Annotated in this window: 34 protein-coding genes and 1 pseudogene; 28 read left to right on the top strand and 7 right to left on the bottom strand. The window is 57.5% G+C overall.

Annotation, left to right across the window (positions count from 1 at the left end):
- The first annotated feature begins 10 nt into the window (after positions 1 to 10).
- The 14 genes and pseudogenes from ACS92L_RS06515 (at position 11) to ACS92L_RS06580 (ending at position 7,839) form a co-directional block, all read left to right on the top strand.
- Positions 11 to 364 (top strand): putative holin, encoded by a 354-nt coding sequence (locus ACS92L_RS06515; protein ID WP_438767886.1) that lies wholly within the window; start codon positions 11 to 13, stop codon positions 362 to 364.
- On the top strand, positions 361 to 696 hold the full coding sequence (locus ACS92L_RS06520; RefSeq protein WP_438767888.1) for a phage holin family protein: 336 nt from the start codon (positions 361 to 363) through the stop codon (positions 694 to 696). Before ACS92L_RS06515 ends, ACS92L_RS06520 begins: the two co-directional genes overlap by 4 nt.
- A complete protein-coding gene (locus ACS92L_RS06525) occupies positions 693 to 1,184 on the top strand; it encodes a glycoside hydrolase family 108 protein (RefSeq protein WP_438767889.1) in 492 nt (163 codons plus the stop codon). Before ACS92L_RS06520 ends, ACS92L_RS06525 begins: the two co-directional genes overlap by 4 nt.
- Positions 1,181 to 1,537: pseudogene (locus ACS92L_RS06530) on the top strand (hypothetical protein); the annotation flags it as partial. The gene ACS92L_RS06525 and the pseudogene ACS92L_RS06530, both read left to right, overlap by 4 nt.
- Complete coding sequence (gene lysC / locus ACS92L_RS06535) at positions 1,461 to 1,715, top strand: Rz1-like lysis system protein LysC (RefSeq protein WP_438767891.1); 255 nt, start codon at positions 1,461 to 1,463, stop codon at positions 1,713 to 1,715. The pseudogene ACS92L_RS06530 and the gene lysC, both read left to right, overlap by 77 nt.
- On the top strand, positions 1,712 to 2,215 hold the full coding sequence (locus ACS92L_RS06540) for a phage tail protein (protein ID WP_438767893.1): 504 nt from the start codon (positions 1,712 to 1,714) through the stop codon (positions 2,213 to 2,215). The genes lysC and ACS92L_RS06540 overlap by 4 nt, the downstream gene beginning before the upstream one ends.
- Positions 2,208 to 2,651, top strand: coding sequence for a phage virion morphogenesis protein (locus ACS92L_RS06545; protein WP_438767894.1), 444 nt, complete (start codon positions 2,208 to 2,210; stop codon positions 2,649 to 2,651). Before ACS92L_RS06540 ends, ACS92L_RS06545 begins: the two co-directional genes overlap by 8 nt.
- 131 nt (positions 2,652 to 2,782) lie before the next feature.
- Positions 2,783 to 3,244 (top strand): hypothetical protein, encoded by a 462-nt coding sequence (locus tag ACS92L_RS06550; RefSeq protein ID WP_438767896.1) that lies wholly within the window; start codon positions 2,783 to 2,785, stop codon positions 3,242 to 3,244.
- 95 nt (positions 3,245 to 3,339) lie between these two features.
- Positions 3,340 to 3,891 carry a phage baseplate assembly protein V gene (locus ACS92L_RS06555; protein ID WP_438767897.1) on the top strand — a complete coding sequence of 184 codons (552 nt, stop codon included), beginning with the start codon at positions 3,340 to 3,342 and terminating at the stop codon, positions 3,889 to 3,891.
- Positions 3,888 to 4,238, top strand: coding sequence for a GPW/gp25 family protein (locus ACS92L_RS06560; protein ID WP_438767899.1), 351 nt, complete (start codon positions 3,888 to 3,890; stop codon positions 4,236 to 4,238). The genes ACS92L_RS06555 and ACS92L_RS06560 overlap by 4 nt, the downstream gene beginning before the upstream one ends.
- Positions 4,235 to 5,146: a baseplate J/gp47 family protein gene (locus ACS92L_RS06565; protein ID WP_438767901.1), complete on the top strand. Its 912-nt coding sequence runs from the start codon at positions 4,235 to 4,237 to the stop codon at positions 5,144 to 5,146. Before ACS92L_RS06560 ends, ACS92L_RS06565 begins: the two co-directional genes overlap by 4 nt.
- Positions 5,139 to 5,765, top strand: coding sequence for a phage tail protein I (locus ACS92L_RS06570; protein ID WP_438767902.1), 627 nt, complete (start codon positions 5,139 to 5,141; stop codon positions 5,763 to 5,765). Before ACS92L_RS06565 ends, ACS92L_RS06570 begins: the two co-directional genes overlap by 8 nt.
- The gene (locus ACS92L_RS06575; protein WP_438767904.1) at positions 5,762 to 7,252 is read left to right on the top strand and encodes a phage tail protein; all 1,491 of its coding nucleotides are present in this window, start codon (positions 5,762 to 5,764) and stop codon (positions 7,250 to 7,252) included. The genes ACS92L_RS06570 and ACS92L_RS06575 overlap by 4 nt, the downstream gene beginning before the upstream one ends.
- The gene (locus ACS92L_RS06580) at positions 7,240 to 7,839 is read left to right on the top strand and encodes a hypothetical protein (protein WP_438767906.1); all 600 of its coding nucleotides are present in this window, start codon (positions 7,240 to 7,242) and stop codon (positions 7,837 to 7,839) included. Before ACS92L_RS06575 ends, ACS92L_RS06580 begins: the two co-directional genes overlap by 13 nt.
- A 21-nt stretch (positions 7,840 to 7,860) precedes the next feature.
- On the opposite strand, the gene ACS92L_RS06585 is transcribed toward ACS92L_RS06580, so the two are convergent.
- Positions 7,861 to 8,646 (bottom strand): hypothetical protein, encoded by a 786-nt coding sequence (locus ACS92L_RS06585; protein ID WP_438767907.1) that lies wholly within the window; start codon positions 8,644 to 8,646, stop codon positions 7,861 to 7,863.
- A 131-nt stretch (positions 8,647 to 8,777) separates the two neighbouring features.
- On the opposite strand from ACS92L_RS06585, the gene ACS92L_RS06590 reads away from it, so the two are divergent.
- From ACS92L_RS06590 to ACS92L_RS06625, 8 genes are read left to right on the top strand one after another with little or no spacing between them, the layout of a single operon-like run.
- Positions 8,778 to 9,965 carry a phage tail sheath protein gene (locus ACS92L_RS06590; RefSeq protein ID WP_438767909.1) on the top strand — a complete coding sequence of 396 codons (1,188 nt, stop codon included), beginning with the start codon at positions 8,778 to 8,780 and terminating at the stop codon, positions 9,963 to 9,965.
- Positions 9,966 to 9,979: 14 nt separating this feature from the next.
- Positions 9,980 to 10,492: a phage major tail tube protein gene (locus ACS92L_RS06595; RefSeq protein ID WP_438767912.1), complete on the top strand. Its 513-nt coding sequence runs from the start codon at positions 9,980 to 9,982 to the stop codon at positions 10,490 to 10,492.
- A gap of 14 nt (positions 10,493 to 10,506) precedes the next feature.
- Positions 10,507 to 10,998, top strand: a complete 492-nt coding sequence (locus ACS92L_RS06600; protein ID WP_438767914.1) for a phage tail assembly protein — start codon at positions 10,507 to 10,509, stop codon at positions 10,996 to 10,998.
- Positions 10,999 to 11,024: 26 nt separating this feature from the next.
- On the top strand, positions 11,025 to 11,189 hold the full coding sequence (locus tag ACS92L_RS06605) for a GpE family phage tail protein (protein ID WP_438767916.1): 165 nt from the start codon (positions 11,025 to 11,027) through the stop codon (positions 11,187 to 11,189).
- Positions 11,143 to 14,115 (top strand): phage tail tape measure protein, encoded by a 2,973-nt coding sequence (locus tag ACS92L_RS06610; RefSeq protein ID WP_438767918.1) that lies wholly within the window; start codon positions 11,143 to 11,145, stop codon positions 14,113 to 14,115. Before ACS92L_RS06605 ends, ACS92L_RS06610 begins: the two co-directional genes overlap by 47 nt.
- Positions 14,116 to 14,171: 56 nt before the next feature.
- On the top strand, positions 14,172 to 14,525 hold the full coding sequence (locus tag ACS92L_RS06615) for a hypothetical protein (protein WP_438767919.1): 354 nt from the start codon (positions 14,172 to 14,174) through the stop codon (positions 14,523 to 14,525).
- 35 nt (positions 14,526 to 14,560) lie between these two features.
- Entirely contained in the window at positions 14,561 to 15,004 is a 444-nt protein-coding gene (locus ACS92L_RS06620) for a phage tail protein (RefSeq protein ID WP_438767920.1), read from the top strand.
- Positions 15,001 to 15,999: a phage late control D family protein gene (locus ACS92L_RS06625; protein ID WP_438767922.1), complete on the top strand. Its 999-nt coding sequence runs from the start codon at positions 15,001 to 15,003 to the stop codon at positions 15,997 to 15,999. The genes ACS92L_RS06620 and ACS92L_RS06625 overlap by 4 nt, the downstream gene beginning before the upstream one ends.
- A gap of 8 nt (positions 16,000 to 16,007) precedes the next feature.
- Here the strand turns inward: ACS92L_RS06625 and ACS92L_RS06630 are convergent, their stop codons facing one another.
- The gene (locus tag ACS92L_RS06630) at positions 16,008 to 16,550 is read right to left on the bottom strand and encodes a hypothetical protein (RefSeq protein ID WP_438767923.1); all 543 of its coding nucleotides are present in this window, start codon (positions 16,548 to 16,550) and stop codon (positions 16,008 to 16,010) included.
- Positions 16,551 to 16,727: 177 nt separating this feature from the next.
- Between ACS92L_RS06630 and ACS92L_RS06635 the strand changes: the two genes are divergently transcribed.
- From ACS92L_RS06635 to ACS92L_RS06650, 4 genes are all read left to right on the top strand, one after another.
- Positions 16,728 to 16,910: a type II toxin-antitoxin system HicA family toxin gene (locus ACS92L_RS06635; RefSeq protein ID WP_438767925.1), complete on the top strand. Its 183-nt coding sequence runs from the start codon at positions 16,728 to 16,730 to the stop codon at positions 16,908 to 16,910.
- Between the two features lie 37 nt (positions 16,911 to 16,947).
- A complete protein-coding gene (locus ACS92L_RS06640; protein ID WP_438767927.1) occupies positions 16,948 to 17,361 on the top strand; it encodes a type II toxin-antitoxin system HicB family antitoxin in 414 nt (137 codons plus the stop codon).
- Positions 17,362 to 17,773: 412 nt separating this feature from the next.
- A complete protein-coding gene (locus tag ACS92L_RS06645; RefSeq protein WP_438767929.1) occupies positions 17,774 to 18,646 on the top strand; it encodes an endonuclease in 873 nt (290 codons plus the stop codon).
- 36 nt (positions 18,647 to 18,682) lie between these two features.
- Positions 18,683 to 19,852, top strand: a complete 1,170-nt coding sequence (locus ACS92L_RS06650) for a Shedu anti-phage system protein SduA domain-containing protein (protein WP_438767931.1) — start codon at positions 18,683 to 18,685, stop codon at positions 19,850 to 19,852.
- Positions 19,853 to 19,863: 11 nt separating this feature from the next.
- Here ACS92L_RS06650 and ACS92L_RS06655 read toward each other — a convergent pair whose 3' ends face one another.
- Positions 19,864 to 20,184 (bottom strand): LexA family protein, encoded by a 321-nt coding sequence (locus ACS92L_RS06655; protein ID WP_438767933.1) that lies wholly within the window; start codon positions 20,182 to 20,184, stop codon positions 19,864 to 19,866.
- 240 nt (positions 20,185 to 20,424) lie between these two features.
- Between ACS92L_RS06655 and ACS92L_RS06660 the strand changes: the two genes are divergently transcribed.
- On the top strand, positions 20,425 to 20,628 hold the full coding sequence (locus tag ACS92L_RS06660; protein WP_438767934.1) for a hypothetical protein: 204 nt from the start codon (positions 20,425 to 20,427) through the stop codon (positions 20,626 to 20,628).
- Between the two features lie 29 nt (positions 20,629 to 20,657).
- Here the strand turns inward: ACS92L_RS06660 and ACS92L_RS06665 are convergent, their stop codons facing one another.
- The 3 genes from ACS92L_RS06665 to ACS92L_RS06675 all read right to left on the bottom strand — a co-directional run bounded on the left by ACS92L_RS06665 (position 20,658) and on the right by ACS92L_RS06675 (position 23,206).
- On the bottom strand, positions 20,658 to 21,542 hold the full coding sequence (locus ACS92L_RS06665; RefSeq protein ID WP_438767936.1) for a hypothetical protein: 885 nt from the start codon (positions 21,540 to 21,542) through the stop codon (positions 20,658 to 20,660).
- Between the two features lie 8 nt (positions 21,543 to 21,550).
- Positions 21,551 to 22,288: a hypothetical protein gene (locus ACS92L_RS06670; RefSeq protein WP_438767938.1), complete on the bottom strand. Its 738-nt coding sequence runs from the start codon at positions 22,286 to 22,288 to the stop codon at positions 21,551 to 21,553.
- 246 nt (positions 22,289 to 22,534) lie between these two features.
- The gene (locus ACS92L_RS06675; protein ID WP_438767939.1) at positions 22,535 to 23,206 is read right to left on the bottom strand and encodes a S24 family peptidase; all 672 of its coding nucleotides are present in this window, start codon (positions 23,204 to 23,206) and stop codon (positions 22,535 to 22,537) included.
- 64 nt (positions 23,207 to 23,270) lie between these two features.
- Between ACS92L_RS06675 and ACS92L_RS06680 the strand changes: the two genes are divergently transcribed.
- Entirely contained in the window at positions 23,271 to 23,492 is a 222-nt protein-coding gene (locus ACS92L_RS06680; RefSeq protein WP_438767940.1) for a hypothetical protein, read from the top strand.
- Here ACS92L_RS06680 and ACS92L_RS06685 read toward each other — a convergent pair.
- On the bottom strand, positions 23,464 to 23,661 hold the full coding sequence (locus tag ACS92L_RS06685) for a hypothetical protein (RefSeq protein WP_438767942.1): 198 nt from the start codon (positions 23,659 to 23,661) through the stop codon (positions 23,464 to 23,466). The genes ACS92L_RS06680 and ACS92L_RS06685 overlap by 29 nt on opposite strands.
- Positions 23,662 to 23,684: the final 23 nt, after the last annotated feature.

Here is a 23,684-nt window from a genome sequence, read left to right on the forward strand (position 1 = left end):
CGAGACCACTATGGCCGAACCATCCACCACCACCGTCGCCGCCGGGACTACCGGATTAACGCTGGCCAGTTTCATGATCGGGCTGGACGTCAGCGCCCTGATCGGCGCGTTCGCCGGCGCCTCGCTGTTCGTCGTCAGCGCGCGCGAACTCTCGATCCTCGAGCGCCTGATCTATCTGCTGATCTCAATTTTGATGGGGTATCTCGTCGGCCCGACGCTGGCCTGGCATTTCTACCCCAGCTGGGAGACCACCGCTCTGCCCGCGTTTCTCACCGCTGTGGCCGTCGTCACGTTCTCGCTGCGCGTCATCGAGGGCGTCAAGAATCTGGACATCAGCCGACTGTTCCCGGGAGGCCGAAAATGACCTCGTTTTTCCTGCTGCCACTGCCTGACAACTACGCCTGGATGATGGTGCAGCCCGATCAACTGCCCACCATCTGCGCCCTGCTGATTTCACTGGCCATCTGCGGTCGGCTACTCACCTACCGCCGCCGGGGCGCCCGGTACCGCCGGCGTATTTCGTGGCTCGCCTACGGGCTGTTTGTGGGTAGCGGCACCCTCGCCATCCAGATCCTCGCCGGGCGCTATATCGCCCTGCCGATCAGCTGGTCGTTCGTGATTCTGCTCGCCGTCTGCGCCGTGCTGATCTACCGCGCACGCGGCAACGTCGCCCACATCGTAAGGGTCAACGCATGACATTCGAAAAAGCATTCGAGCGCCTGATCGGCCATGAAGGCGGCTACGTCAATCACCCGTCTGATCCCGGCGGCGCCACCAAATGGGGTATTACCCAGCGCACTGCCCGCGAGGTCGGCTATCGCGGCGACATGCGCGACCTGAGCCGTGACCGCGCCCGCGAGATCTACCTGACCGCGTACTGGCTGCGCGCCCGCTGCGATCAGTACGACGGCGCCATCGGTTATCAGCTGTTCGATGTCGCGGTAAACAGTGGCATCGGCAACGCCATCCGCATGCTGCAGCGCGCTGCCGGCGTCGCTGATGACGGCATCGTCGGCCCCGTCACCCTCGCAGCCATCAACAACCGTGACCCGCTGGCCCTGATCGTGCTGCTCAATGCTGAACGGCAGGCGTTTTATACCCGGCTTTCAACGTGGGAATCGTTCGGGCGCGGCTGGTCGCGTCGCGTGGCCGAAAACCTGCGCTATGCGGTGCAGGACGTATGAATCGCCTCATCATCACCGGCGTTCTGATCACCGGCCTCACGCTCGGCGGCTGGGCGCTCTGGCAGCGCGGCAATGCCGCGACTGAGCGCGCCGACCGGATCGCGCTCGAGCGCGACAGCGCCGAACAGGAAAACCAGCGCCGGCAGGTGGTGATCGAAGCGCTCTGGCAAAACGCCCGGCGCCTCGAATCCCAGCGCCGGGCACTCGCCGAACAGCAGACCGAGCTGGCCAGCACCGCCTCCGACCGACTCGAACAGATCAAAGAGACCCAGCGCGATGACACCGACACGAAAAATTGGGCCGACACTCGCCTGCCTGACACTGTTATCCGGCTGCGCCAGCGCCCCGCCGTCACCGGCGCCGACGATTATCACCAATCAGTGCGCAACGCCGACGCCCTGCACCCTGCCGGCAAGCCACCCAACCAATAACGGCGATCTGCACCTGCAGCTCGAACGCACCGAGACCGCTTGGGCGATGTGCGCCGCCGAAGTCGACGCCATCATCGCCTGTCAGGAGGCCATCCAGTGAAAAAGCTGACTGCCCTGCGCCAGCACCTGATCGACGCCGTGCCCCATCTGCAGCGCGATCCCGATCAGCTGCTGACGTTCGTCGAGGACGGCGCCATCGAATTTGCGCCGGGGCCGAACCTCTCCCACGGCTACACGTTTACCGCGCAGATAGTGCTGACCGATTTCGCTGATGACATCGACACCGTCATGATCCCGCTGCTCGACTGGCTCGGCGTCTACCAGCCCGATCTGGTACCCGCCGAGGCAGTCAAATTCGAGGCCGAGATCCTCAACAACAGCGCCGTCGATCTCGCCCTGCGCGTCCAGATCACCGAGCGCGTCGTCGCAAAGCGTGACTGCACCACCGGCCAGATCCACGCCCACCACCGGATGCCCCGCGTTGACACCGAGCAGTGCCCCGCCGAGCGCTGGCAGCTGCTGATCAAGGACGACAGCACCGGCAGCGCCTATGAGCTGGTCGCCGAGTGGGACGGGCCAAAAGGAGACGGGCATGGCTGACAATATCGAACGCCTCGAAGATTGGGCCGCGCCCCTGCTGGCAAAGCTCAACGCGAAAGAACGCCGTCGGCTGGCCCGCGTGGTCGCCACCGACCTGCGCCGCTCGCAGCGCGAACGCATCAAAACCCAGCGCAACACCGACGGCACCCGCTACGCCCCGCGCAAGAGTCAGGACCAGCAGGGCGCCATCAGAAGAAAGGCCATGTTCGGCAAGCTGCGCACCGCTAAATATTTGCGCGTGCGCACCAGTGCCAGCGGTGCCGAGGTCGGCTTTTTCGGGCAGGTGGCCAGCATCGCAAAAACGCACCAGTTTGGTCTGCGCGACCGCGTCGCGATCAACGGCCCGCGCGTCCAGTACGAGCAGCGCGAGCTGCTGGGCTTTACCGACCAAGACCGTACCTTGCTGCGCGACTCGTTGATGCATCATCTCGATTAGGCATTCCTAACAAATACCGCTTCTGATAAAACATACCTTAACGATTTGTGTGGTCTTTTTTCTCAGATACAAGAATTCTGACTCATGCTAATTTCCTAAGGGCCAAAATACTGATAAGGGTCGATCCTCTCATGGGATTTTTTAACTCCAAAAAATTAAAGAACGATGAAGTACGTAAGCATGAAATTGAATTGGCAAAAATAAAAAAAGATACAAAAAAAACAGAACTTGCCATCATAGAAAAAGAAGCAGGATTGGAAGCCATCAAAAACAAAGGAAAAGAAATAGAGTTAGAAGCTATTAAAAGCAAAGTAAAAGAGGCCACTCCCCCCTGCATCAAATATATTTGCATAATGGGAGCCTGCATAGTACTAGTTATAGCTCTTCTTATGTTGTCAGCTCAACTATATGCTGGCTCTGAAAATAAATATTCTGCATCACTATTCCCTATACTTATTTTTGCAGCACAAGCCTTTGCCAAACTGGCCGACAGCCATAGAACAGAAATATCTGTTAACGCCTTCTGCTTACTTCTATTTTTAATTTCACTTTTGGCTTTCCCTCAGTTCATAGACCTTATTTTTCACTGGTAACTTGTAGTAAAAAGTGATTTTACAACGCTCACTGATCGCATCAGTGCTGATTATTACGGACGATAGTTTCATAGCCACTATCATCCGGAGCACCGATGCACCCCGTCGAAATCGCCCGCCTCATGCAGAACCTGATCCGACTCGGCACCGTTGCCGAGATCGATCACGGTGACGCCATGGCCGAGCCACCGCGCCCGGGGCGCGTGCGCGTCAGCACCGGCGAGCTGCTGACCGATTGGCTGCCGTGGTGCGAGGCCCGCGCCGGGCAAACCCGCACATGGAACCCACCGACCGCTGGCGAGCAGGTGCTGCTGCTCGCCCCCGGCGGCGAGCTGGCCGGGGCCGTGGTGCTGGGCGCCATCAACAGCAACGCCCATCCGGCCCCGACCGATGACCCGAAACTGACCCGCTGGAACATGCCCGACGGCGCCGTGATCGAGTACGACCACGCGGCCAGCCACCTGCGCGCGGATCTGCCCGGCTCGGCGGCCGTTACCGCACCAAAGGGCGTCACCATCACCGGCACCCTGCACGTTACCGGCCAGATCACCACGCCCATCGATGTTGTCGCCTCCGGCATCAGCCTGGTCAATCACAAAACGACCGGCGTTAAATCCGGATCGGATACCTCGGGGTCACCGGCATGAGCGGCATGGATCGCACCACCGGCGCGCCGCTATCCGGCGACGAGCATATCCGCCAAAGCGTCGGCGACATTCTCACGACCCCGATTGGCTCGCGCGTCATGCGTCGCGAATACGGCAGCCTGCTGCCGGATCTCATCGACCAGCCGCTGACCGGCGCCACCGCCCTGCGCGCCTACTCGGCCACGGTCGTGGCGCTTATGAAATGGGAGCCGCGCCTGCGCGTCATGCAGGTGCAGCGCACCGTCGACACTGATCGTCCCGGGCGCCTGCTGCTGACGATCACGGCCCGGCGCCTCGACACCGGGGAAAACATCGACATGACCGTCCCGCTGCGAGGTGATGCATGAGTAGCCCCATTGATCTATCCCGGCTGCCCGCGCCGGCCATCGTCGAGGTCATCGATGAGGAGGCCCTGCTCGCCGAGCGCAAGGAACATCTGATCGCGCTTTACCCGGAAGACGAGCGCGCCGATGTCAGAGCCAAACTGGCGCTCGAATCCGAACCGCTCAACAAGCTGCTGCAGGAAAGCGTCTGGCGCGAGCGCGTGCTGCGCCAGCGCGTCAACGAGGCCGCCCGCGCCAACATGCTGGCATTCGCCACCGGCGCGGATCTCGATCAGCTCGCCGCCAATTTCAACGTCGAGCGCCTGATGATCGACCCCGGCGATCCCGATGCCGTGCCGCCGGTGCCGCCGACGTATGAGAGCGACACCCGTCTGCGGCTGCGCGCACAGCGGGCGTTCGAGGGTCTGAGCGTCGCCGGCCCGACTGGCGCTTACGTGTTCCACGCCCTCTCGGCTGATGGCCGGGTGGCCGATGCCACCGCCGTCAGCCCCAGCCCCTGCGTGGCAGTTGTCACCGTGCTGTCGCAGCTCGGCACCGGCGAGGCCACGCCGGTTCTGCTCGACATCGTCGAGGCCGCATTGTCTGCCGAGTACGTGCGCCCGGTCGGCGACCGGCTCACCGTCCAGTCGGCCACTATCGTCGACTACGCCATCGAAGCCACGCTCTATCTCTACCCCGGCCCCGAGCAGGAGCCAATACTGGCCGCATCGCGCGCCAAGGCGGCGGCCTATGTCGCCGAGCAGCGCCGGCTCGGGCGCGATATCCGTCTGTCAGCGGTCTATGCCGCCCTACACGTCGAGGGCGTCCAGCGCGTTGAGCTGATCAGCCCAGCCGCCGATGTCGTGCTCGATGACAGCCAGGCATCGCACTGCACCGGCGTCACCCTGACGCTTGGTGGAAACGATGAGTAAGCTGCTGCCGCCCAATAGCACCGATCTGGAGCGCCTCGCTGCCGACGCGCTGGCAGATCTGGAGCGCGTGCCGGTACCGCTGCGCACGCTCATGAGCCCCGATGATTGCCCTCTACACCTGCTGCCCTATCTGGCATGGGCATTTTCGGTCGACCGATGGGATACGACATGGAGCGAGAGCGCCAAGCGGGGCGTTGTTCGATCCGCGTTCTACGTCCACGCCCACAAGGGCACGATCAGCGCCCTGCGCCGCGTCGTTGAGCCGCTCGGCTATCTGCTGGAGGTGGAGGAATGGTGGCAAATGGCGCCCGAGGGTGAACCGGGCACGTTCGCCCTGCGCATCGGTGTGCTGGATGCCGGCATCACCGACGAGATGTACACCGAGCTGACCCGGCTGGTGTATGACGCCAAACCCCTGACGCGCCACATCATCGGGCTGGATCTGCTCGGCGAGACGCGCGGGCCGCTCTACATCGGCATGGCCGCCTACGGCGGTGACACCACCACGGTCTACCCCTACGCCCCCGAATTCATCGCCTCGCGTGGCCCGGTCTATCTCGGCGCCACGGTCGAGGCATTCGACGTCACCACCATCTACCCCACGAGTGAACGCCCATGAGTCAGTTTTTCACACTGCCGACGAAGATCGGTCAGGGGCTGATATCCAACGCCATCGCCTATAGCGAGCCCCTGAACATTGCCAACATGGCCATCGGTGACGGCGGCGGCAGCCTGCCCTCGCCCGACGCCTCGGTCACGCGCCTGGTCAACGAAGTGCGACGCGGCCCGATCAACCAGATCACCACCGACCCGGATAACCCCAACTGGATCATCGTCGAGCAGGTACTACCGCCCGATGTCGGCGGCTGGACAATCCGCGAGGTCGGCCTCTATGACACCGACGACAATCTGGTCGCTTACGGCAACTATCCCGAGACCTACAAGCCCCAGCTCTCCGAAGGGTCGAGCCGCACGCAAACCATCCGCTTTGTGATGGAAGTCACCGACACCGGCGCGGTCACGCTCAAGATCGACCCCGCCGTGGTCATGGCCTCTCGAAAATACGTCGACGACAGCATCGAGGCGCACGCCAAAAGCCGGAACCACCCGCTGGCCACCACCAAACTGCCCGGATTCATGCAACTTGGCACCGCTGATGAAGCCCGTGAAGGCAAGCGGACTGATCGGGTGCCGCACCTGCAAGGAATGAGAGCGGCAATAGAGGAGGCGGTCGGCGACGTGGTCGAACGTGCCGAGCTGTTGCAGTTCGATGAGTACAGCACGACAACGCGCTGGCAAAAGAATCCAAAAGCCAAGCTGGTCATTGTTGAGCTGATTGGCGGCGGCGCGAGCGGAAACGTCAGCATCGTCGACCTCGCTCGCCAGCAAGCCTGTACGGGCGGCGGCTCCGGGGGCGGCGATTATTGTTTCGGTATTTTTCGAGCTGATGAATTGCCCGATGAATTATGGGTCTACGTCGGCGGTGGCGGCGCTCGCAGGACGGTAACACCAGAACATGCTGCAAAAAATAAAGGTACTGGTGGTTATACGGGTGCCTCTGGCGGAAGCAGCAGGTTTGACAGACTCAGGGCCAATGGCGGCAAGCCCGGCAACGTCATATGGAGTAACAATACGAACAAATGGGCGGGGCATTACAGCGGCGAAGGCGGTGGCGGAGAAGCAGGGGCGATAAAATACGCAGTGCGCGATCCCGGTAATGGGGATCGAGCGACCTTTGAAAATCTGACACTTATCGATATAAAAATGCTGCTGCCACCAGCGCAAAGTGGTTATGGCTCAGGCGGTGGCGGAAACGCAATGGTCAGGAATACAGGAACGACTTCAAACCCGGTCATAGAAGCCGTTGTGCTTGACGCCGGCGACGCTGTGATGGGCGGGGCTGGTAGCGCTGCCGTGTATCTTGATAGCGACGGAGTCCCTACGTTTGGCAACGCAGGAAGTTCTTTGAACGGGGGCAATGGTGGTCGAAACGCCGATGGTCAGTATCCGGGTGGTGCTGGATCGCCGACAATATTTGTGGCTGACGGCGACGATCACGAGGGCTTTGCAGGCGCAGGCGGGAGGGTCCGAGTATGGCAACTGTAGACAATGAAAAGACTGTATCGGCGCTGGTGATCGAAGACGGTGTCGTCGTTAACATTTTAGCGGCAACAGAAAGCATGGCCCGAGAAAACGGCTGGATTGTCTCCAACGAAGGCGACATCGGCGATACCTACGACGAGCGGCGGGGGACGTTCACGAGCAATGCATCGCCGGCAGCGGATGATGATATGCCGGTCGCTGAGCACCGCCGTAGCGCCATCGACTGGATCGACGCCACCGCCGACCGCGTTCGCGCCTCCGACCGATCCGTCGGGCAGTATCTGGATGCCGAGTATCAGCTGGTCGCCCAGGCACTCGCCGACTACCGCGCGCATCCCGACGCAGAAGTGCCCGAGGCTATCCGGAGCTATGCCGTCGCCGAGGGGCTGACAGCCGAGGCCGCAGCGCAGCAGATCGCCGAGGCCGCCGCGCGGGTGCAGGAACTGCTGCAGGATGTGCGTCGCATTCGCCTCGCGGGAAAAGCCGCGATCCGCGATGCTGGCGACGAAGCCGACTTCATGGAAACCGCCCGACCCTTTATTGATCAGCTCGAAGCGCTGGCCATCGTTCAATCTGCGATTTCTCGATAGAGAAGCCCGGCATTGCCGGGCTTAAGAGCAGAACTGCGAACGTACACGCTCCAAAGTGCTTCTTGATCGAGCGATCAACCAATCATTCTCATCCTTAGCCAGATTGAAATTAACCTTATCTATTTCCGATTGATTATTAACATAGCCTGGGCGGTGCTTTTCGCTTTTATCCACTCCATACAAAAGCATGTCGTGCGATAGGGGAATTAATAGGTGCTCAGGAGCAGACATTGGAGCTATAAACTTGTCTTCTTGGGCAAAAACTAAGCGCCACTTGAACGATTTAAGCTCGGCCATTTCACGGCCGAAGCACCTAAGAAGCTCAGGGTGAGTCATATCAAAACCACGCATTACGGCCTGACCAATATCGTCTCGCCCAAGCCGAATCACAGGAGTTGATTCGAATCTCTCATATTCTTCTAAACTCGGGCTGTAATTTTGGAGAGTTGCACTTAAAGTTAAGTCTTCGAGCTCTCTTATAGCCATCTCACTTTTAGCTCTCCAGATTGCAAAATACTCAGACGCAATCGGATGCTTCCGAAAAGTTTTTCTCTTTTTAATATCCTCCAGTTTTCCATGCAGGCCGCTTTCATATTTAGCAGCCATATCCTCGGCTCTCGTAGACCAGCGTCTGTTTTTGTAACTCCCTCTCCAATCAGAACTTTTTTCAGAAATATGCCATGATGGCAAATCTGCTACCCATACTCGTCGATCTGAAGCAAATTCTCTTATCAGCTTTGCTGTATATAAATGCTGCTTTCTTTTTAATTTATGAGGGTTGCCTTGGCTCACCGGTGGATAACCCATAAAAACCTCCACTATGTGTATCTATTCTTGTAAGGCTCATTTTTACAACGCCCGCCGCTCGCACTGCCCTGCCCCGCGCCACACCATGAAGTCCTGAACCGATTCTGCCCGCTTCCTGATCAGGACATATCATGGCACTCGACCAATACCACCACGGGGTTCGCGTTGTTGAAATCAACGACGGCACCCGCGTTATCCGTACGGTCTCGACCGCGGTCATCGGCATCGTCTGCACCGGCGCCGATGCCGATGCCGACGCCGACGCGTTCCCGCTCAACCGCGCCACCCTCATCACCAACGTCTCCACCGCGATCGGCAAAGCGGGCACGCAGGGCACCCTGCGCCGCACGCTGGAAGCCATTCAGTCCCAGACCAAACCGATCATCGTCGCCGTGCGCGTTGAAGAAGGTGCCGATGCTGGCGAGACCACGGCCAACGTCATCGGCACCGTCGACGAGTCTGGTCGCCGCACCGGCGCGCAGGCGCTGCTGTCGGCCAGCGCATCATTGGGCGTGACGCCTCGCATCCTCGGCGCGCCGGGTCTGGATAATCAGGCCGTCACTACCGCGATGGTCAGCATCGCGCAGGATCTGCGCGCGTTCGTCTACAGCTACGCCCACGACTGCACCACCATCTCGGACGTGACCGCCTATCGCGATCAGTTCGGCGCCCGTGAGCTGATGATCATCTGGCCCGAGTTTGAGGCGTTCGACGTGGCCGCCGCCGAAACGGCCACCATCAGCGCCGTCGCCTGCGCCGTCGGCCTGCGCGCCAAGATCGACTCCGAGACCGGCTGGCACAAAACCCTCAGTAACGTGGCCGTCAACGGCGTGACCGGCATTTCGGCAGACGTGTTCTGGTCGCTGCAAAACCCCAACACCGACGCCGGCATCCTCAACGCCGCCGACGTCACCACGCTGATCCAGCGCGACGGGTTCCGGTTCTGGGGGTCACGCACCTGCGCCGGGCCGACCAGCCTCTTTGCGTTTGAAAACTACACCCGCACCGCACAGATCCTCGCCGATACCATCGCCGAAGCCCATATGTGGGCGGTCGACAAACCGCTTCATGCCAGCCTCGCCCGCGACATCATCGAAGGCATCAATGCCAAGTTCGCCGAACTCAAGTCGCTGGGGCTGATCGTCGACGGCACCGCCTGGCTGAACGAGGAACTCAACGACGAGGCATCCCTCAAGGGCGGCCAGCTGCGCATCGATTACGACTACACCCCGGTGCCGCCGCTCGAGGATCTGGGATTCCAGCAGCGCATCACCGATTCATACCTCGCCGATTTCGCCGACCGCGTCAACGCCGGCTGAGCAGGAGATAAACCATGGCACTACCCAGGAAACTCAAGGGGCTGAACCTGTTCGGCAACGGCGACAGCTATCAGGGCCAGATCCAGTCCGTCACGTTGCCCACCCTCTCCCGCAATATCGAGGAATGGCGCGGCGGCGGCATGGATGGCCCGGTCGGCATCGACATGGGGCAGGACGGCCTCATGACCTGTCAGTGGACCGTCGGCGGTCTGATCGAGTCGATCTTTGATAACTACGGCAGCTCCCGCATCGACGCGGATCTGCTGCGCATGACCGGCAGCTACGAGCGCGACGACGTCGATGAAGTGGTCGCCGTCGAGGTCGTCATGCGTGGCCGCCATACCGAGATCGATCTCGGCGACGCGCAAAGCGGCGAGAACACCGAGCACCAGATCACCACCACGCTGAGCTACTACAAGCTCGTGATCGACGGCTCGACAAAAATCGAGATCGATCTCCCGAACAACGTGTTCAAGGTCAACGGCGAGGATCGCCTCGCCAAGCGCCGGCAGGCACTCGGCATCTGAACAAGGAAAACCGCATGAATGCTACCCGTGGCCTGTGCTGCGCCTTCCTGACCATCCTCGCGCCCTGGGCTTATATGTTCAGCGTGATCGAGGACTACCCGAGCTGGGTCAGCAGCATTCCTGCGGTGCTGGTTTATTTCATCGCAAGCGGCGCGAAGGTGCCGCATATCAACTGGAGAAAGACCATGGCCCAGGCCAAAGAGAAAACCACCAACACCGCACACGTCTCGGATGCCATCGAGCTGGACACACCCATCGTTCGCGGCGAGCAGACCATCGACAGCGTCAGCGTGCGCAAGCCAACCGCCGGCGAGCTGCGCGGCGTCAATCTCAGTGACGTGCTGCAGCTGCAGACCGACGCGCTGATGAAGCTGATCCCGCGCCTGTCGATTCCCTCTCTGACCGATCACGAGGCCCGGCAAATGGACCCCGCCGATCTGGTCCAGCTCGGCAGCGAGGTCGCCGGTTTTTTGGTCTCGAAGCGGGCGAAGGGCGAGGCCGCATAAACCTCCCTGCCTCCGTAGAAGACGCGATGGCCGATCTGGCCATCGTGTTTCACTGGACCCCCGCCGACTGCGCAGATTTCAGCCTGCGCGAACTGATGGAATGGCGCGAGCGCGCCCGGAAACGATCCAATCCCGAGGACTCCCATGGCGCGCGATCTCAAACTGCAGGTGCTGCTCAACGCCGTCGATAAGGCGACCCGGCCCCTCAAGAAAATCACCCGGGGCAGCGGCAAGACCGCCGAAGCCCTCAAAGCCAGCCGCGATCAGCTGCGCAGCCTCGAGCGTCAGCAGAAAGACCTGTCCTCATTTCGCAAGCTCAAGAGCGCCACGCGCGACAACAGCGAGGCGCTCAACCGCGCGCAGGAGCGTATGCGCAACCTGCGCATGGAGCTGAAAAACACCAGCGCCCCCACAAAACAGTTCCAACAGAGATTCCTCAAGGCGCAGCACGAGGTCGAGCGCCTCAACACTACGCTCGGCGATCAGCGCCGGCGCCTCGGCCAGCTACGCACCAGTCTCAAGCAGGGCGGCGTCAGCACCGACGACCTGTCCGGCAGCGAGAAACGCCTCGCCGGCCAGATCCGGCAGGCCAACACCGCCCTCGACGCCCAAAAGCGCAAGATGGGCGAGATCACCCAGGCTCAGAAAAAAGCCGCGGCCGCAGCGGATCGATATCAGCGCGGCCTCGGGCGCGCCAACACCATGCGCAGCGCCGGGTTTACCGGACTGGCCACCGGCGGCAGTGCGCTCTATGCCGGCAGTCGTCTGCTCTCCCCCGGCGTTGCATGGGGCGAACAGATGAGCGCCGTTCAGGCCGTCGGCCGATTCTCTGCCGATGATGAGCGCTTCCAGGCACTGAGACAGCAATCCCGCGACCTCGGCAGCACGACCGCATTCAGCGCCAACGAAGTCGGCGCCGGGCAGGAGTTTCTGCTGCGTGCTGGCATGAGTGCCAAGGCCATCGGCTCCTCAATGGAGGACGTGCTGAATCTGGCCATCGCCAACAACACCGAGCTGGGGCGCACCGCGGATATCGCCTCCAACATTGCCGGAACATTCAAGATCGATCTGGAAAAGGACGGCGCCATGGGGCGCGTCGCGGACGTGCTCTCGGCCACGGCCAGCCGCGCCAACGTCGATCTGGAAAAGCTCGGCGACACCGTGAAATACCTCGGCGGCGCCGAGGATCTGGACCTTTCGCTTGAACAGGCCAGCGCCATGGCCGGCCTGCTCGGCAACATCGGCATTCAGGGCAGCCAGGCCGGCACCACCATGCGCGGCATGATGAACCGGCTCGTCGACCCGTCGAAGAAAGCCGCCGGGATGATCGAAAACCTCGGCGTCCAGATCTCGAACGCCGACGGCGAAATGCGGGATATGCCCGACATCCTGCGCGACATCAATGAAGCCACCGCGGATCTGGGCAATGCTGACCGCAAGCAGGCCCTGCAGCAGATTTTCGGGGCCGAGGCCGGCAGCGGCATGGCTGAGCTGGTCGATCAGATGAGCACCGGCGCGCTCGATGATCTGATCGAAAAGCTGACAGAGTCCTACGGCGAAAACGCCGAGATGGCCAGCGTCAGGGCCGACAACCTCGCCGGCGATGCCAAAAGCCTGCGCTCGGCGTGGGAGGAAGTCGGGATCTCGATCACCGACACCAACGATGGCGCCCTGCGCGATCTGGTGCAGTGGCTGACCGAGATCACGCGCGGCGTCGGCAACTGGATTAAAGAGAACCCGAAACTGGCCGGCACCATCGCCAAACTCGCCGCCGGCACCGCCGCGCTGGTCGCTGCCGGCGGCGCGCTCACCATCATGATGGCCTCGCTGCTCGGCCCCATCGTCACCGTGCGCTACGGCCTCAACATGCTGGGCGTCAAAACCGAGGGCCTCGGGGGCAAAATCTATCAGCTCACCAGCCGGATTATTCCGGGATTGGGGTCCGCGCTGACATGGCTGGGCCGAACCTTTACGACCGTCGGGCGCGCGTTCGCGCTGAACCCCATCGGGCTGGCCGTGACCGGCATCGCCTTGGCCGCCCTGCTCATCTACAAGTATTGGCAGCCCATCGCGGCGTTTTTCGCCGGATTCTGGCAGGGGCTGAAAACCGGGCTGGCGCCGGTGGCCGATGCGCTGATCGGTACATTCAGTGCGCTAGGTGGCGTGCTCATGCCGCTTAAACCGATATGGGATGGCATTGCCAGCGTGCTGGGCACCGTGTGGGGCTGGGTCAGTAAACTGATCCAGCCCATGCAGGCCACCACCGAGCAGCTCGGCGCCGCGACATCCGCCGGTGAGCGGTTCGGCCAGATTCTCGGCGGGCTGGTCGGGTTCTTCCCGACGCTGGTCGCGCAGTTCGCCACGTTCGGCGCCAATCTAATCGAGGGGCTGATTGGCGGCATCACCAGCAAGGTCGGCGCGCTCAAGGACAGCATCGTCGGTATTGGAAGCAGCATCGGGCGCTGGTTCGCCGACGTTCTCGGCATCAATAGCCCGTCGCGGGTATTCATGGAGTTTGGCGGCTGGACCATCGAGGGGCTGATTCAGGGGCTGACCGCCAAACTGACCGCACTCAAGGACAGCGTCGTCGGCATCGCCGGCAGCGTCACCGGCTGGTTCAAGGACAAGCTGGATATTCACTCACCCAGCCGCGTATTCGCTTCGCTCGGTGGCCACACCGTCGACGGTCTGACCCTCGGCCTCGATCGCCAGCGCGATGAGCCGGCAAAGCGCATCACCGACATCGCCAGCCGCGTCCGGCAGGCCGGTGCCGGTCTGGCCCTCGGCGCCATGACCCTGCCGGCCATGGCTGCCCTGCATATCGAAATGCCGCAGATGCCCGATCTGCCGGCCTACGCTGCGCCGCGAGTCGAACGACCGCAGATGCCCAGCATCGATCAATCAGAGCCGATTCGGTTTGACACCCGGCCGCCGCTGGCATCACAGACAGCAGCGCCCAGCTACCAAGATAATTCGACCAGCCAATACACCATCACGATTAACGCCCCACCCGGGAGCGACGAGGATGCGATCGCGAAAGCCGTAAGTCGCGAGCTAGATCGGAGGGAGCGGGAGCGGTCGGCACGTCAACGGTCTTCGCTGTGGGATAGGGAATGACAGGGCCATCACCTTCAAAAATGTACGCTCTAGCTGCCATCAATAAGGACGCGACCATGGAGGCGACAGTTAAAAAGAAAAACACCGTCAGCGCTGCCATCCATTGGAGCAAGAAAGGAGCTTCCATGTTTTGGATGAGTTGTTTCGGGGTTATTACGATCAGTGCCAATGTCACCAGAGCTATCAAAAGGAAGGCGATTGCTGACGCAAGAAGCCGTCGATTACCTGCCTCACGAAACGCAAAGGCAGTAACCAGCCCAGAAGCTGATATCAAACCGGTCAACGCAGCGCTTTCCTCTTTAATTGAGTTAAACACTAGAGCCGGCCCTACTGTTACCGCAGCTCCTGTGGCGCAGATGAAAGTCAGCACAAAAGTAATAGCCATTACGATCAGATATTTACGTGCCTGATCATCTGGACGTTTTTTCTTCATCGAGGTAATTCCATGCTCATGGCTCTCGGAGTGTTCGTATTTCAGACAAGTACGGTACCTTACCAGGAACTACAGCGCCGCACCGAATGGCGCCACGCCAGCCAGTCCCGTGTCGGGGACCGGCCCGCGTATCAGTTCCTCGGCCCCGGTACCGACACCATCACCCTCTCGGGCACCCTGCTGCCTGAGTTCACCGGCGGCCGGCCGAGCCTCGACGAGATCCGCGACATGGCTGATCGAGGGCAGGCATGGCCACTGGTTGAGGGCACCGGGCGGCAGTACGGGCTGTGGGTGATCACCGGCGTCGACGAGACCAGCAGCACGCTCTATCGAGACGGCGCCGCCGCGAAAATCGAGTTCCGCCTCGATCTCGAGCACGTCGACGATGACCGCACCGACATGATCGGGGATCTCACCCTCTACACCGGCGCGCGGCTGGTCGGGGCGTTCGTATGAGCGAGCAGCCCACCTACCGCCGGCCCGGCTACAGAATCACCATCGCCGGGCAGGACATCACGCCTCGAATCAATGGCCGGCTGATCCGCCTGCGCATTAACAGCCAGCGTGGGCAGGAAGCCGACCAGCTCGATCTCTCACTGACCGACCACGACGGCCAGCTCGAACTGCCGCCCCACGGCGCAAAGCTCACGGTGGCCATCGGCTGGCAGGATGAGGGCCTGCTCGACCGGGGCGTGTTTGTCGTCGATGAGATCGAGCACAGCGGATCGCCGGACCAGATCACCATTCGCGCTCGTGCCGCCGATATGCGCAACCTGTTGCCCGGCAAGCGCAGCCAGAGCTGGCATGACATCACCCTGGGCGACATCGTCGACACCATCGCCGGTCGGCACGAGCTGTCGCCGGTGGTCGGCGACACTCTGCGCGGTATCCGGCTGGGCCATATCGACCAGACCGACGAGAGCGATCTCAATTTTCTGACCCGCCTCGGCCAGCGCTATGATGCCATCGCCGCCGTCAAATCAGAACGAATGCTGTTCACCCTCGCCGGTGAAGCGCTCACGGCCAGCGGCATCGCCCTGCCCGGCGTCACCCTCACCCGCCGCGACGGCGACCAGCACCGCTACAGCCGAACGGATCGCGACAGCTACACCGGCGTGCGGGCGCACTGGAACGACAAGGCTGGCAGCAAGCGCAAAACGGCCATCGCCGGCGAAAGGGAAAAATTCAAGGATCTGCGCGCCACCTACGCATCGGAAGCCGACGCCCTCGAGGCTGCAAAGTCAGAGCTGCGCCGCATCCAGCGCGGCACGGCAGAATTCGAGCTGACCATGGCCCATGGGCGCGCGGATCTCACGCCCGAAACGCCCGTCTCTCTGACCGGCTGGAAGCCCCAGATCGACGGCACCGGCTGGCTGGTGACAGAGGTCGAGGACTCGCTCGATGACTCGGGGTATGGGACGCGCATCAAATGTGAGGTGATGCGCGTTTGAATGAAGCGTTAATCGAATCCTAAGAGCTTGAGAATAATCGCAGCCATGACAGGGCCAATGATGGGAACCCAAAGCCAATTTTGAAAACCGACCAAGCTTATTGACCCTTCTTCCTGCTCATAAACCGGTTTTTTAGCCAAAGGGGCAACCTCTTCTCCTGCACGCTGCTTTTTACGTCTTTCTTTTCTGATTTCTGCATCGATCTCTTTAATCTCTCTGCTGTCCTTGCCAGCACCAGCCCATACCAAGGCGGCCACCAGACCAACGATATAAGCAATCAACGCATACAGATTTCTTCCTGAGAGGGGATCGTTCAAGTCGATGGGAGCCAAGAGAAAATTGACGTTATTAGTGACATGCAAAAGGTTAAAAATTTGAGCCGCAAAATTGCTAATAGCATTGTTTGCTGCTCCCACGATGCCGTATCCGATACCACCATGTGAGGCATCCCAAATGCCCCAGCTAAAATCGAGCAGGAGACAATAAAGCGCTGCCAAGCCAATCAAAGCGCTAAAAAATCTCCTGACCCAGATGCTTGTAGAAATACTCATGATTTCGCTTCCTTTTTTTGAAGCAGCGAAGACTACCATAAGGTTTATTAAATTTAGAAAATCACGGTTTTACAGGCATCAAACTGACCAGTAGAGTTACCAGAGTTATAAAATTATTGCGCTTTAGGGTTATCGGGGTTATAATCAACACACACTGAACTGATACAGGGGCAGGAGGTGAAAAGCAGCGATCTGATAGACGAGCTGACGCGGGATGACTGGGAGCTGGTCAGAGTCAAAGGCAGCCATCACCATTTCAGACACCCGACCAAACCCGGCACTGTCACGGTGCCTCATCCGAAAAAGGATCTGAGCAAGGGTCTGGTAACAGGAATCAGGAAAAGCGCCGGCCTCAAATGAGGCCGGAACCTGCTGCCCCATTATAGGAGAAACCCCCATGTTGTTTCCGATTGCGATAGAACGTGGTGATGACGAACACGCCTATGGCGTCGTTGTACCCGATCTGCCCGGCTGCTTTTCGGCGGGCGACACCTTCGAAGAAGCGCTGGCCAATGTTCGCGAAGCGATCGAGGGCTGGCTGGAGGTGCAGGTCGACTATAAAGAGCCGATCCCCCAGGCCACCACCATTGATGCGCACATGGATGACCCCGACTTTGCGGGCTGGATCTGGGCGGTAGTCGATATCGACATGACGCCCTATCTGGGCAAGAGCCACAAGATCAACGTCACTCTGCCCGATCTACTGATCAAGCGAATCGACGAGCGTGTGTCTCGTCATGCCGATTACAAGACTCGATCAGGTTTTCTGCTCCAGGCCGCCATGCGAGAACTGGGGCGGGAAAGCGCATAAAAAGGCCCGGCCATCGCCGGGCCCTTTCAATCGATCCTCGCCCGCCGCCATGCCACCGCGCTAACGTCATGCCGCCGTACCAACAGCCAGGCCGGTGAGCCGTGGGTGAAACCGTCCTCATACCTGTATCGCGCCAGTAACGCTCGGCCCTTCCAGATCCGACCATCGAACAGCGCCTGATACTCGACCGGCACCCGCTCTGCCGGCGGGAATTTGAACGCATTGAGCCAGCCATGCCGTTCGCGCGTCTTGCGCCACTGGACTACCTCATAGTGTGAGGGAGCCCAACGCATGGGCACGCTGCGCTGCCAGTCGCTGAGGTGTCGATACTTCCTGAGTTGCTCAGAGTCAGACCGCATCTCTACTGATCCCAGTATGCTGGCAGCCAAATTCCAACCGCATCGGATCTGCCATGTCTCGCTTGTTCCTTTTCCTGCTGCTCATCGCCGCCCTGCCCGCTCTTGCCGAGCCACCCGGTTCTTTCAGTTCTGCCAAACGCGTCGCCTGGGAGATCCACGCCGACCACAAAAATACCTTCTACTGTGGCTGCCAGTACGATGGACCCGGCAACACGCCCGACCTGTCGAGCTGCGGCTATGAAGTGCGCAAACAAGAGGTACGCGCCAACCGGATCGAGTGGGAACACATCATGCCCGCCTACGATTTTGGCCGGGCGCTGCAGTGCTGGCAGGAAGGTGGCCGATCGAACTGCCGCAGCAATAACGATGACTTCAAACGCGCCGAGGCGGATCTGGTGAATCTAGTACCCAGCTTGGGCGAGACAAACGGCGATCGATCCAACATGCGCTTGGGCATGATTGCCGGCAACGATTACTACCAGTACGGCCAGTGCGAGTCGCGGGTGAGCTTTGCCGAGCGGACATTCCAGCCACGCCCCGAGGTGCGCGGATGGGTGGCGCGCACATACTGGTATATGCGAGACACCTATGGCATTTCGATCAGCAGCCAGCAGAATCAGCTGTTTACCGCTTGGAATAAGCAGTACCCGGTCACGGACTGGGAGCGACTGCGTAATCGCCGCATTGTCGCCATACAGGGCCAAGGCAATTCGTACGTCGAGAAAGACGCACAACCAGCCCCGCTACCCACCCCGGCAGCCAACGACCCGGTGTTTGATACCGATACAAACTTCAGCTGCGACACACGCAAGAACTGCAGCATGATGCGCTCCTGCGAGGAGGCCATGTATCACCTACAGCAATGCGGCAACACTCGGCTGGATGGCAACAACAATGGCGTGCCTTGTCAAAGTATTTGCCTTTAGAATAGTAGCGAACAGTTATTAAAAAGGGATCAACTAGTGAAGTTTAATCAATTTATTGAAGAAACATGCAAATGGTGGGATGAGTATTTTCATATGCTACAACGTCACGAAGATGTAGGCGATATAGAGACATCTGCGAAACTACTGTATCCCAGCATTGCCTTGTTCACACAAACTCAAACGCATTTTATATGCGAGTTCTTTGGGGCGCAAGAACGTTACTATTCACTAAAAGAAAAGCGACATAAGGAAAGCTCCACGGAAAGATATTTTAATCAATTTGACGAAAATCGCGAAGAACCACTTTTTGTAATCGAGGGTGAAGGCGTAATAATTAGCGATATAAAAATCGCTAAAGGCAGCAACCTTGAGGCTTTAAAAACAAGATTCCCAAGCACTTCGTCCAACAATGCACTTGTTTTTAGAAATAGCGAAAGTGGAAGCTTAGTATTATTTGGAAGCGACAAATCTTTATCTACTATAACCAGATGCATATTCATCAACAAAAAAGAAAATATTACTAGATGTAAAAATATATTGATGTCTCATATTGTAAGCAAAAACGCGACAAAGAAGGATCTACTAAAACTTTACCGTCAGGTTAAAGGACAAAACCGGATTGTTGGTGTTTATGAAGCCAAGCAAAAAAGTCATAAAGCCATACACAACATAGGCCAGCTACAAGGAATGTATTTACTTCCAAGCTTAAGGGAAACAACAATAGGTGAGTTTATTCGGCAGCACCCCGACATTATAAATAATGCATTTGATTCGGATAGCTTCGTCTACGAACCTTACCTAGAGTGGAAGGAAAATTCGCCTACTGATGGAGAAAGCGCGATAAACCCTGACATAATGCTAAAAAGAAAAGATGGGAAATATGATATTCTAGATTTAAAAACCGCCTTGCTTAACAGAGCCAGCTTAACAAAGGGTGGTAACAGAAGAAGACGATTCGTTGATGCGGCATATGAAGGGGCAGCACAGTTGGCTAATTACAAAGAATACTTTGACCATCCAAAAAATGCAGATCATGCTAAAGAAAAATATGGGATCGAAGTAGACAACCCAAGACTAATATTGATCGTAGGCAATTATGACAACACTGACGTAGAAGAAGTAAGACAAGCCGCCAGGTCTCATAAAGATATAGAATTTATCGACTACGATACTCTGTGCCAACTATATCTTGAACAAAATTTGTAAAGTAAAGCTTTTCAAAACACCTGCCGAACCTGATGCGCCACCACGCCCAGCGTTTGCACACTGATCAGGTCACCGATCCATCGGCTGCCATCAAGGCTTTCCAGTACAGGCAGGTTTGAGCGGTGGGTGTACCGGTAGACATGCATTTCATGCTCAAGGCTTACCACCACCAGTGAGCCATCACGCGGCGAGAGGGACTCATCAACGACCAGCCAGTCGCCCTCTCGCCACTCTCCGTGAACGTCGCCCTGCACGACTTCCGCCAAAAACGAGACGCCCGCATGTGGGGCAAAAAACTGCTGCCAGTGGTAGGCAGCCGAATCATATGCCAAAGCCTGGCCACACTTCTGAGATACCGCCGGCATCGGCACCCGGTACGTCACGCGCATTACAAAACCTCACAGCATGTTGTATAAATATACAGTATTATGAAGTCGTACAATGCGCAATCACTGATGCAGTGCGTACAGGCTTGATGACAAAAGGACCAGACAAAATCACACTGTATGCACTGTGCGAAAGAATGCCGTATTACATATAAGCGTGATATCAGAACGGCAGGAGATAGCAGAATGAAGATGTGGAAACGCTTGAGAGCCAATCTGAAAAAGCGCTACCAATCAGCCCAGCGTGAGTCTGCGTACAAGATTCCCTATCGCATCGTGGGTAACGGTGTACTGGTAGCTGACGCCAAGGACATCGTGAAATCTGGCGCTTTCAAGGAGCGGTTAGCGCAATGCGCTGAATTAGAGAAAATGCTCCGCGACAATCGATAAAAAAGCCACACATTGTGTGGCTTTTTTGATCACGCAATCTGAGCTAAACACCACTCTTCTACCATTTCTGGAAGCTCATCATTAGCCGTACCGATATGATATCGGATATCCAGCGTATCCAAATATAGAGTGAAATCCTTGAGCTCTTTTTCAGCTTGCTCAAGAACTTCCTTGTCCATATTTCCACCCGGCTGAACTATAAACATATCGCCAGCCCTATATCTTAATTGGCTGCTAGCCATGCTTACATCGCGATGCCCTTTATAAAGCTCGCCTTGTATTTTTTCAGGTTTAGTAAAATCCGCAGAAACAAGCGTCGCAGCATCTGCGATCTGACTACCGTTATCTCTCCTAAAAGGGAGATACAAATCAACGCCCTTGTTTGTAGTCACGATAGGGTCTTTAGGCAAAAAATCAGTATGTCTTTCACCTAGCCTGCTAGCAATATCTTCTTTTATAAATCTGTATGCTCGTCTTCGGGTCATAGGTGAATGACGACGACCCCTAGCTTCCTTTGGTGCTGAAAGCGGCACTAAATCATAAAACAAGCGGGAAAGAATATGATCAATATTTTCCCCCTGAGCAAAGCCGCCTTTAACGATTTTTAGCTGCGGAGATACCCATTGAGAAGGATCCTCGACGTGCTCGACAAAGGTTTCCGCAACCTGACGGGCGAGCTCTGCATGAAAAATAGCAGATTCATTATAAAGACAATTTACTCGATGGAAATCTTGAACCAATAGTAAATCCCGTTCACCTGTATTGGATACAAAGGCGATGCCAATATTTAACCGCTCATCGGCCGAGAAATCTGGCGTCCATTGCACACGAAACCAATCCCCTTTTACCGTGGCATCAGGAACTGGATTCTCTAATTTATCTTGTTCGATAATTTGATCGATAGTGAGCATCATGGCACCGATTAAGCAAATTTTTGAGCAATTCTTGTGGACCCGCCACCGGCTCTAACTTCCACAAAGTTTTCGAGAGCTTGACGCCTAGGCATGTCGGTCGACAAGAAAGCGTTCCACCAAAAAATAAGCTCTTCTTTAGCTACAGCATACGCATCGGGATGATCACCCGCTGCAGCCACTACAAAACTTGGATGAATGGGTAAAGATCCATCTACGGACAGAATTGCAATCATCATATTTTGATAATGACGATTTACTACTAGATCTGCAGCTTGCCAATTAATACCTATCGGCAAATTACTATGATCAATGATATATATCTCATCATTGCTAGCAATTAAAAAATTGCCAAGATTTCTATCAGGGTTTGCCAGCCAATCGTCAAAAGCAATCAGCTTACCCAAGCTAGGCCATTTAGTAAGAGTCTGGTTGGCCAGTCTGGCTTTGACCTCGACCGGGAGGTGCGGATAGAAAGAGTTCGGGCTTTTACCAGGCGACTCACTCACTATGAAGCCGAACCGGCAAAGATCCGTACCGCCTGCTAACTGTAGTGATGCGATCAGATCGTCGTTGAGCTCTACAATCCCGGCCTTTTTAGGCACAGGTAGCGAGCACGCTTTGGCGGTTAAGTATCCTGTGATTTCGTTAATCACGCCCAAGTGACGACTTTGTGGAAAGCATTTCAGATAGCCCCTTCCACCGGTTCCGTCTGCCCAATTTACGTCACAGCCATAGGTTTCAGCCATCAGCCCATCATCTGTACGCCTGGTACTGCTGATAGCTGCAGGTTTCACAATCTCGATTGAACAATTTTTCAAAGACATAAGCAGTGCCGCACCGAGCATCGAAGAGCCAAACGAGGAACATCAGACAGGCTCATACAAAAAAGGCCATTTTGTAATGGCCGCGCTACATCCAGTATCGGTTACTTCTAGTAACATTCAAAGAATGAAAAAGAACTAATTTTTAGTTCTCTTTAGAAACTGAGCCTATCAACTTACCCGCCCCAAATGCCCAAACACTTGCCCGATCACTTCTACCTCTCCCCTACCCAGCATCTCGGGTGTGATCAGTTCAGGCTCGTACTTCCGGTTATCGCTGACCAATGACAGGGCGCCGCCGGCCATCCGCTGCACACGCTTGATCCTCAGTTCATCCCCAACGCGCACCAGAAACACACCATCCGGCTTCGTTCGCGAGCGATCCACCAAGATCACATCACCCTCATTCACGGTATCGGCCATCGAATCGCCGACTGCAGTCAGCGCAACGACATGCTGTGCATCAACGCCATGCTCGTTGAGCCACTGACTATCCAACGGGATATGTCGATCGATCCGCTCAGCATCGAATAGTCGACCTGATCCCGCAGCCGCTTCTATGTCGTAAATCGGGATAGTTGAGCAGGTCGCAGAAAATTCCACACTCTGAACGCTTGAAGCGTGATTATTTACACCAACGAGCACATACCACGTGTCGATCCCTAATGCTGAAAGTCTTGCCAGTAGCTCAGCTGTACATTTTTTTCTTCCAGCCAGCGTATCTCGGAGGCTTTGAGACGAATCGTCCCCGATAGCGCGGGCCGCTCCAGCAAGACTATATCCACGCCTTGCAAGCTCTTCTCTCAGGCGCTCAGGTATATTATCCACGACATCGCTTGACACTGTGTAATATCTCCACCAATCTAAAGGCGTTCACTTCCTTTCACCTTGTCAGGACTACAACGCCATGACCGAACGCGCCGCATCACATGCCAATCCACTTTCAGGACAAGACGCTCAGCAGCGCGAAATCGCCGCGCAGGTGCTCGCCGATACCGTCGGCAAGCTCGCCTTTCATCACGGCCTTGCAGGCAAGGACCTCGAAAAGCGCGCCAAGAATATCTGCAAAGCGCTGGCCCAAGGCATGAACCGGCTGAACGTTACGTCAGAGACTTGTAATGCTCGGTGAGCTTTTTATGGGCCTCAACGATGGCGTCGCCCAGCTCCTCACCGCTGCGGGCACCAAAAGCCTTGTGGTCACCGTTAACACCGAATGTTCCGGATTTACATAACTCCAGAATCACTTCTTGTGCAGCGCGCTCTGGATCAGCCATGGGATTGATGCAGTGATCAGCCATCAGTAACACCTCTTTCGAAAAGT

The sequence above is a fragment of the Kushneria halocnemicola genome (assembly GCF_965650455.1).
GTDB lineage: Bacteria > Pseudomonadota > Gammaproteobacteria > Pseudomonadales > Halomonadaceae > Kushneria.

Bases quoted from the DNA above. Each gene is read 5' to 3' on its own strand.
- ACS92L_RS06545 (WP_438767894.1), top strand. From the start codon at position 2,208: ATGGCTGACAATATCGAACGCCTCGAAGATTGGGCCGCGCCCCTGCTG.
- ACS92L_RS06525 (WP_438767889.1), top strand. From the start codon at position 693: ATGACATTCGAAAAAGCATTCGAGCGCCTGATCGGCCATGAAGGCGGC.
- ACS92L_RS06665 (WP_438767936.1), bottom strand. From the start codon at position 21,542: ATGATGCTCACTATCGATCAAATTATCGAACAAGATAAATTAGAGAAT.
- ACS92L_RS06555 (WP_438767897.1), top strand. From the start codon at position 3,340: ATGCACCCCGTCGAAATCGCCCGCCTCATGCAGAACCTGATCCGACTC.
- ACS92L_RS06685 (WP_438767942.1), bottom strand. From the start codon at position 23,661: ATGGCTGATCACTGCATCAATCCCATGGCTGATCCAGAGCGCGCTGCA.
- ACS92L_RS06645 (WP_438767929.1), top strand. From the start codon at position 17,774: ATGTCTCGCTTGTTCCTTTTCCTGCTGCTCATCGCCGCCCTGCCCGCT.
- ACS92L_RS06515 (WP_438767886.1), top strand. From the start codon at position 11: ATGGCCGAACCATCCACCACCACCGTCGCCGCCGGGACTACCGGATTA.
- ACS92L_RS06520 (WP_438767888.1), top strand. From the start codon at position 361: ATGACCTCGTTTTTCCTGCTGCCACTGCCTGACAACTACGCCTGGATG.
- ACS92L_RS06595 (WP_438767912.1), top strand. From the start codon at position 9,980: ATGGCACTACCCAGGAAACTCAAGGGGCTGAACCTGTTCGGCAACGGC.
- ACS92L_RS06585 (WP_438767907.1), bottom strand. From the start codon at position 8,646: ATGGGTTATCCACCGGTGAGCCAAGGCAACCCTCATAAATTAAAAAGA.
- ACS92L_RS06605 (WP_438767916.1), top strand. From the start codon at position 11,025: ATGGCCGATCTGGCCATCGTGTTTCACTGGACCCCCGCCGACTGCGCA.
- ACS92L_RS06565 (WP_438767901.1), top strand. From the start codon at position 4,235: ATGAGTAGCCCCATTGATCTATCCCGGCTGCCCGCGCCGGCCATCGTC.
- ACS92L_RS06570 (WP_438767902.1), top strand. From the start codon at position 5,139: ATGAGTAAGCTGCTGCCGCCCAATAGCACCGATCTGGAGCGCCTCGCT.
- lysC (WP_438767891.1), top strand. From the start codon at position 1,461: ATGACACCGACACGAAAAATTGGGCCGACACTCGCCTGCCTGACACTG.
- ACS92L_RS06620 (WP_438767920.1), top strand. From the start codon at position 14,561: ATGCTCATGGCTCTCGGAGTGTTCGTATTTCAGACAAGTACGGTACCT.
- ACS92L_RS06625 (WP_438767922.1), top strand. From the start codon at position 15,001: ATGAGCGAGCAGCCCACCTACCGCCGGCCCGGCTACAGAATCACCATC.
- ACS92L_RS06580 (WP_438767906.1), top strand. From the start codon at position 7,240: ATGGCAACTGTAGACAATGAAAAGACTGTATCGGCGCTGGTGATCGAA.
- ACS92L_RS06610 (WP_438767918.1), top strand. From the start codon at position 11,143: ATGGCGCGCGATCTCAAACTGCAGGTGCTGCTCAACGCCGTCGATAAG.
- ACS92L_RS06680 (WP_438767940.1), top strand. From the start codon at position 23,271: ATGACCGAACGCGCCGCATCACATGCCAATCCACTTTCAGGACAAGAC.
- ACS92L_RS06640 (WP_438767927.1), top strand. From the start codon at position 16,948: ATGTTGTTTCCGATTGCGATAGAACGTGGTGATGACGAACACGCCTAT.
- ACS92L_RS06550 (WP_438767896.1), top strand. From the start codon at position 2,783: ATGGGATTTTTTAACTCCAAAAAATTAAAGAACGATGAAGTACGTAAG.
- ACS92L_RS06670 (WP_438767938.1), bottom strand. From the start codon at position 22,288: ATGGCTGAAACCTATGGCTGTGACGTAAATTGGGCAGACGGAACCGGT.
- ACS92L_RS06660 (WP_438767934.1), top strand. From the start codon at position 20,425: ATGAAGATGTGGAAACGCTTGAGAGCCAATCTGAAAAAGCGCTACCAA.
- ACS92L_RS06590 (WP_438767909.1), top strand. From the start codon at position 8,778: ATGGCACTCGACCAATACCACCACGGGGTTCGCGTTGTTGAAATCAAC.
- ACS92L_RS06575 (WP_438767904.1), top strand. From the start codon at position 5,762: ATGAGTCAGTTTTTCACACTGCCGACGAAGATCGGTCAGGGGCTGATA.
- ACS92L_RS06630 (WP_438767923.1), bottom strand. From the start codon at position 16,550: ATGAGTATTTCTACAAGCATCTGGGTCAGGAGATTTTTTAGCGCTTTG.
- ACS92L_RS06600 (WP_438767914.1), top strand. From the start codon at position 10,507: ATGAATGCTACCCGTGGCCTGTGCTGCGCCTTCCTGACCATCCTCGCG.
- ACS92L_RS06615 (WP_438767919.1), top strand. From the start codon at position 14,172: ATGGAGGCGACAGTTAAAAAGAAAAACACCGTCAGCGCTGCCATCCAT.
- ACS92L_RS06560 (WP_438767899.1), top strand. From the start codon at position 3,888: ATGAGCGGCATGGATCGCACCACCGGCGCGCCGCTATCCGGCGACGAG.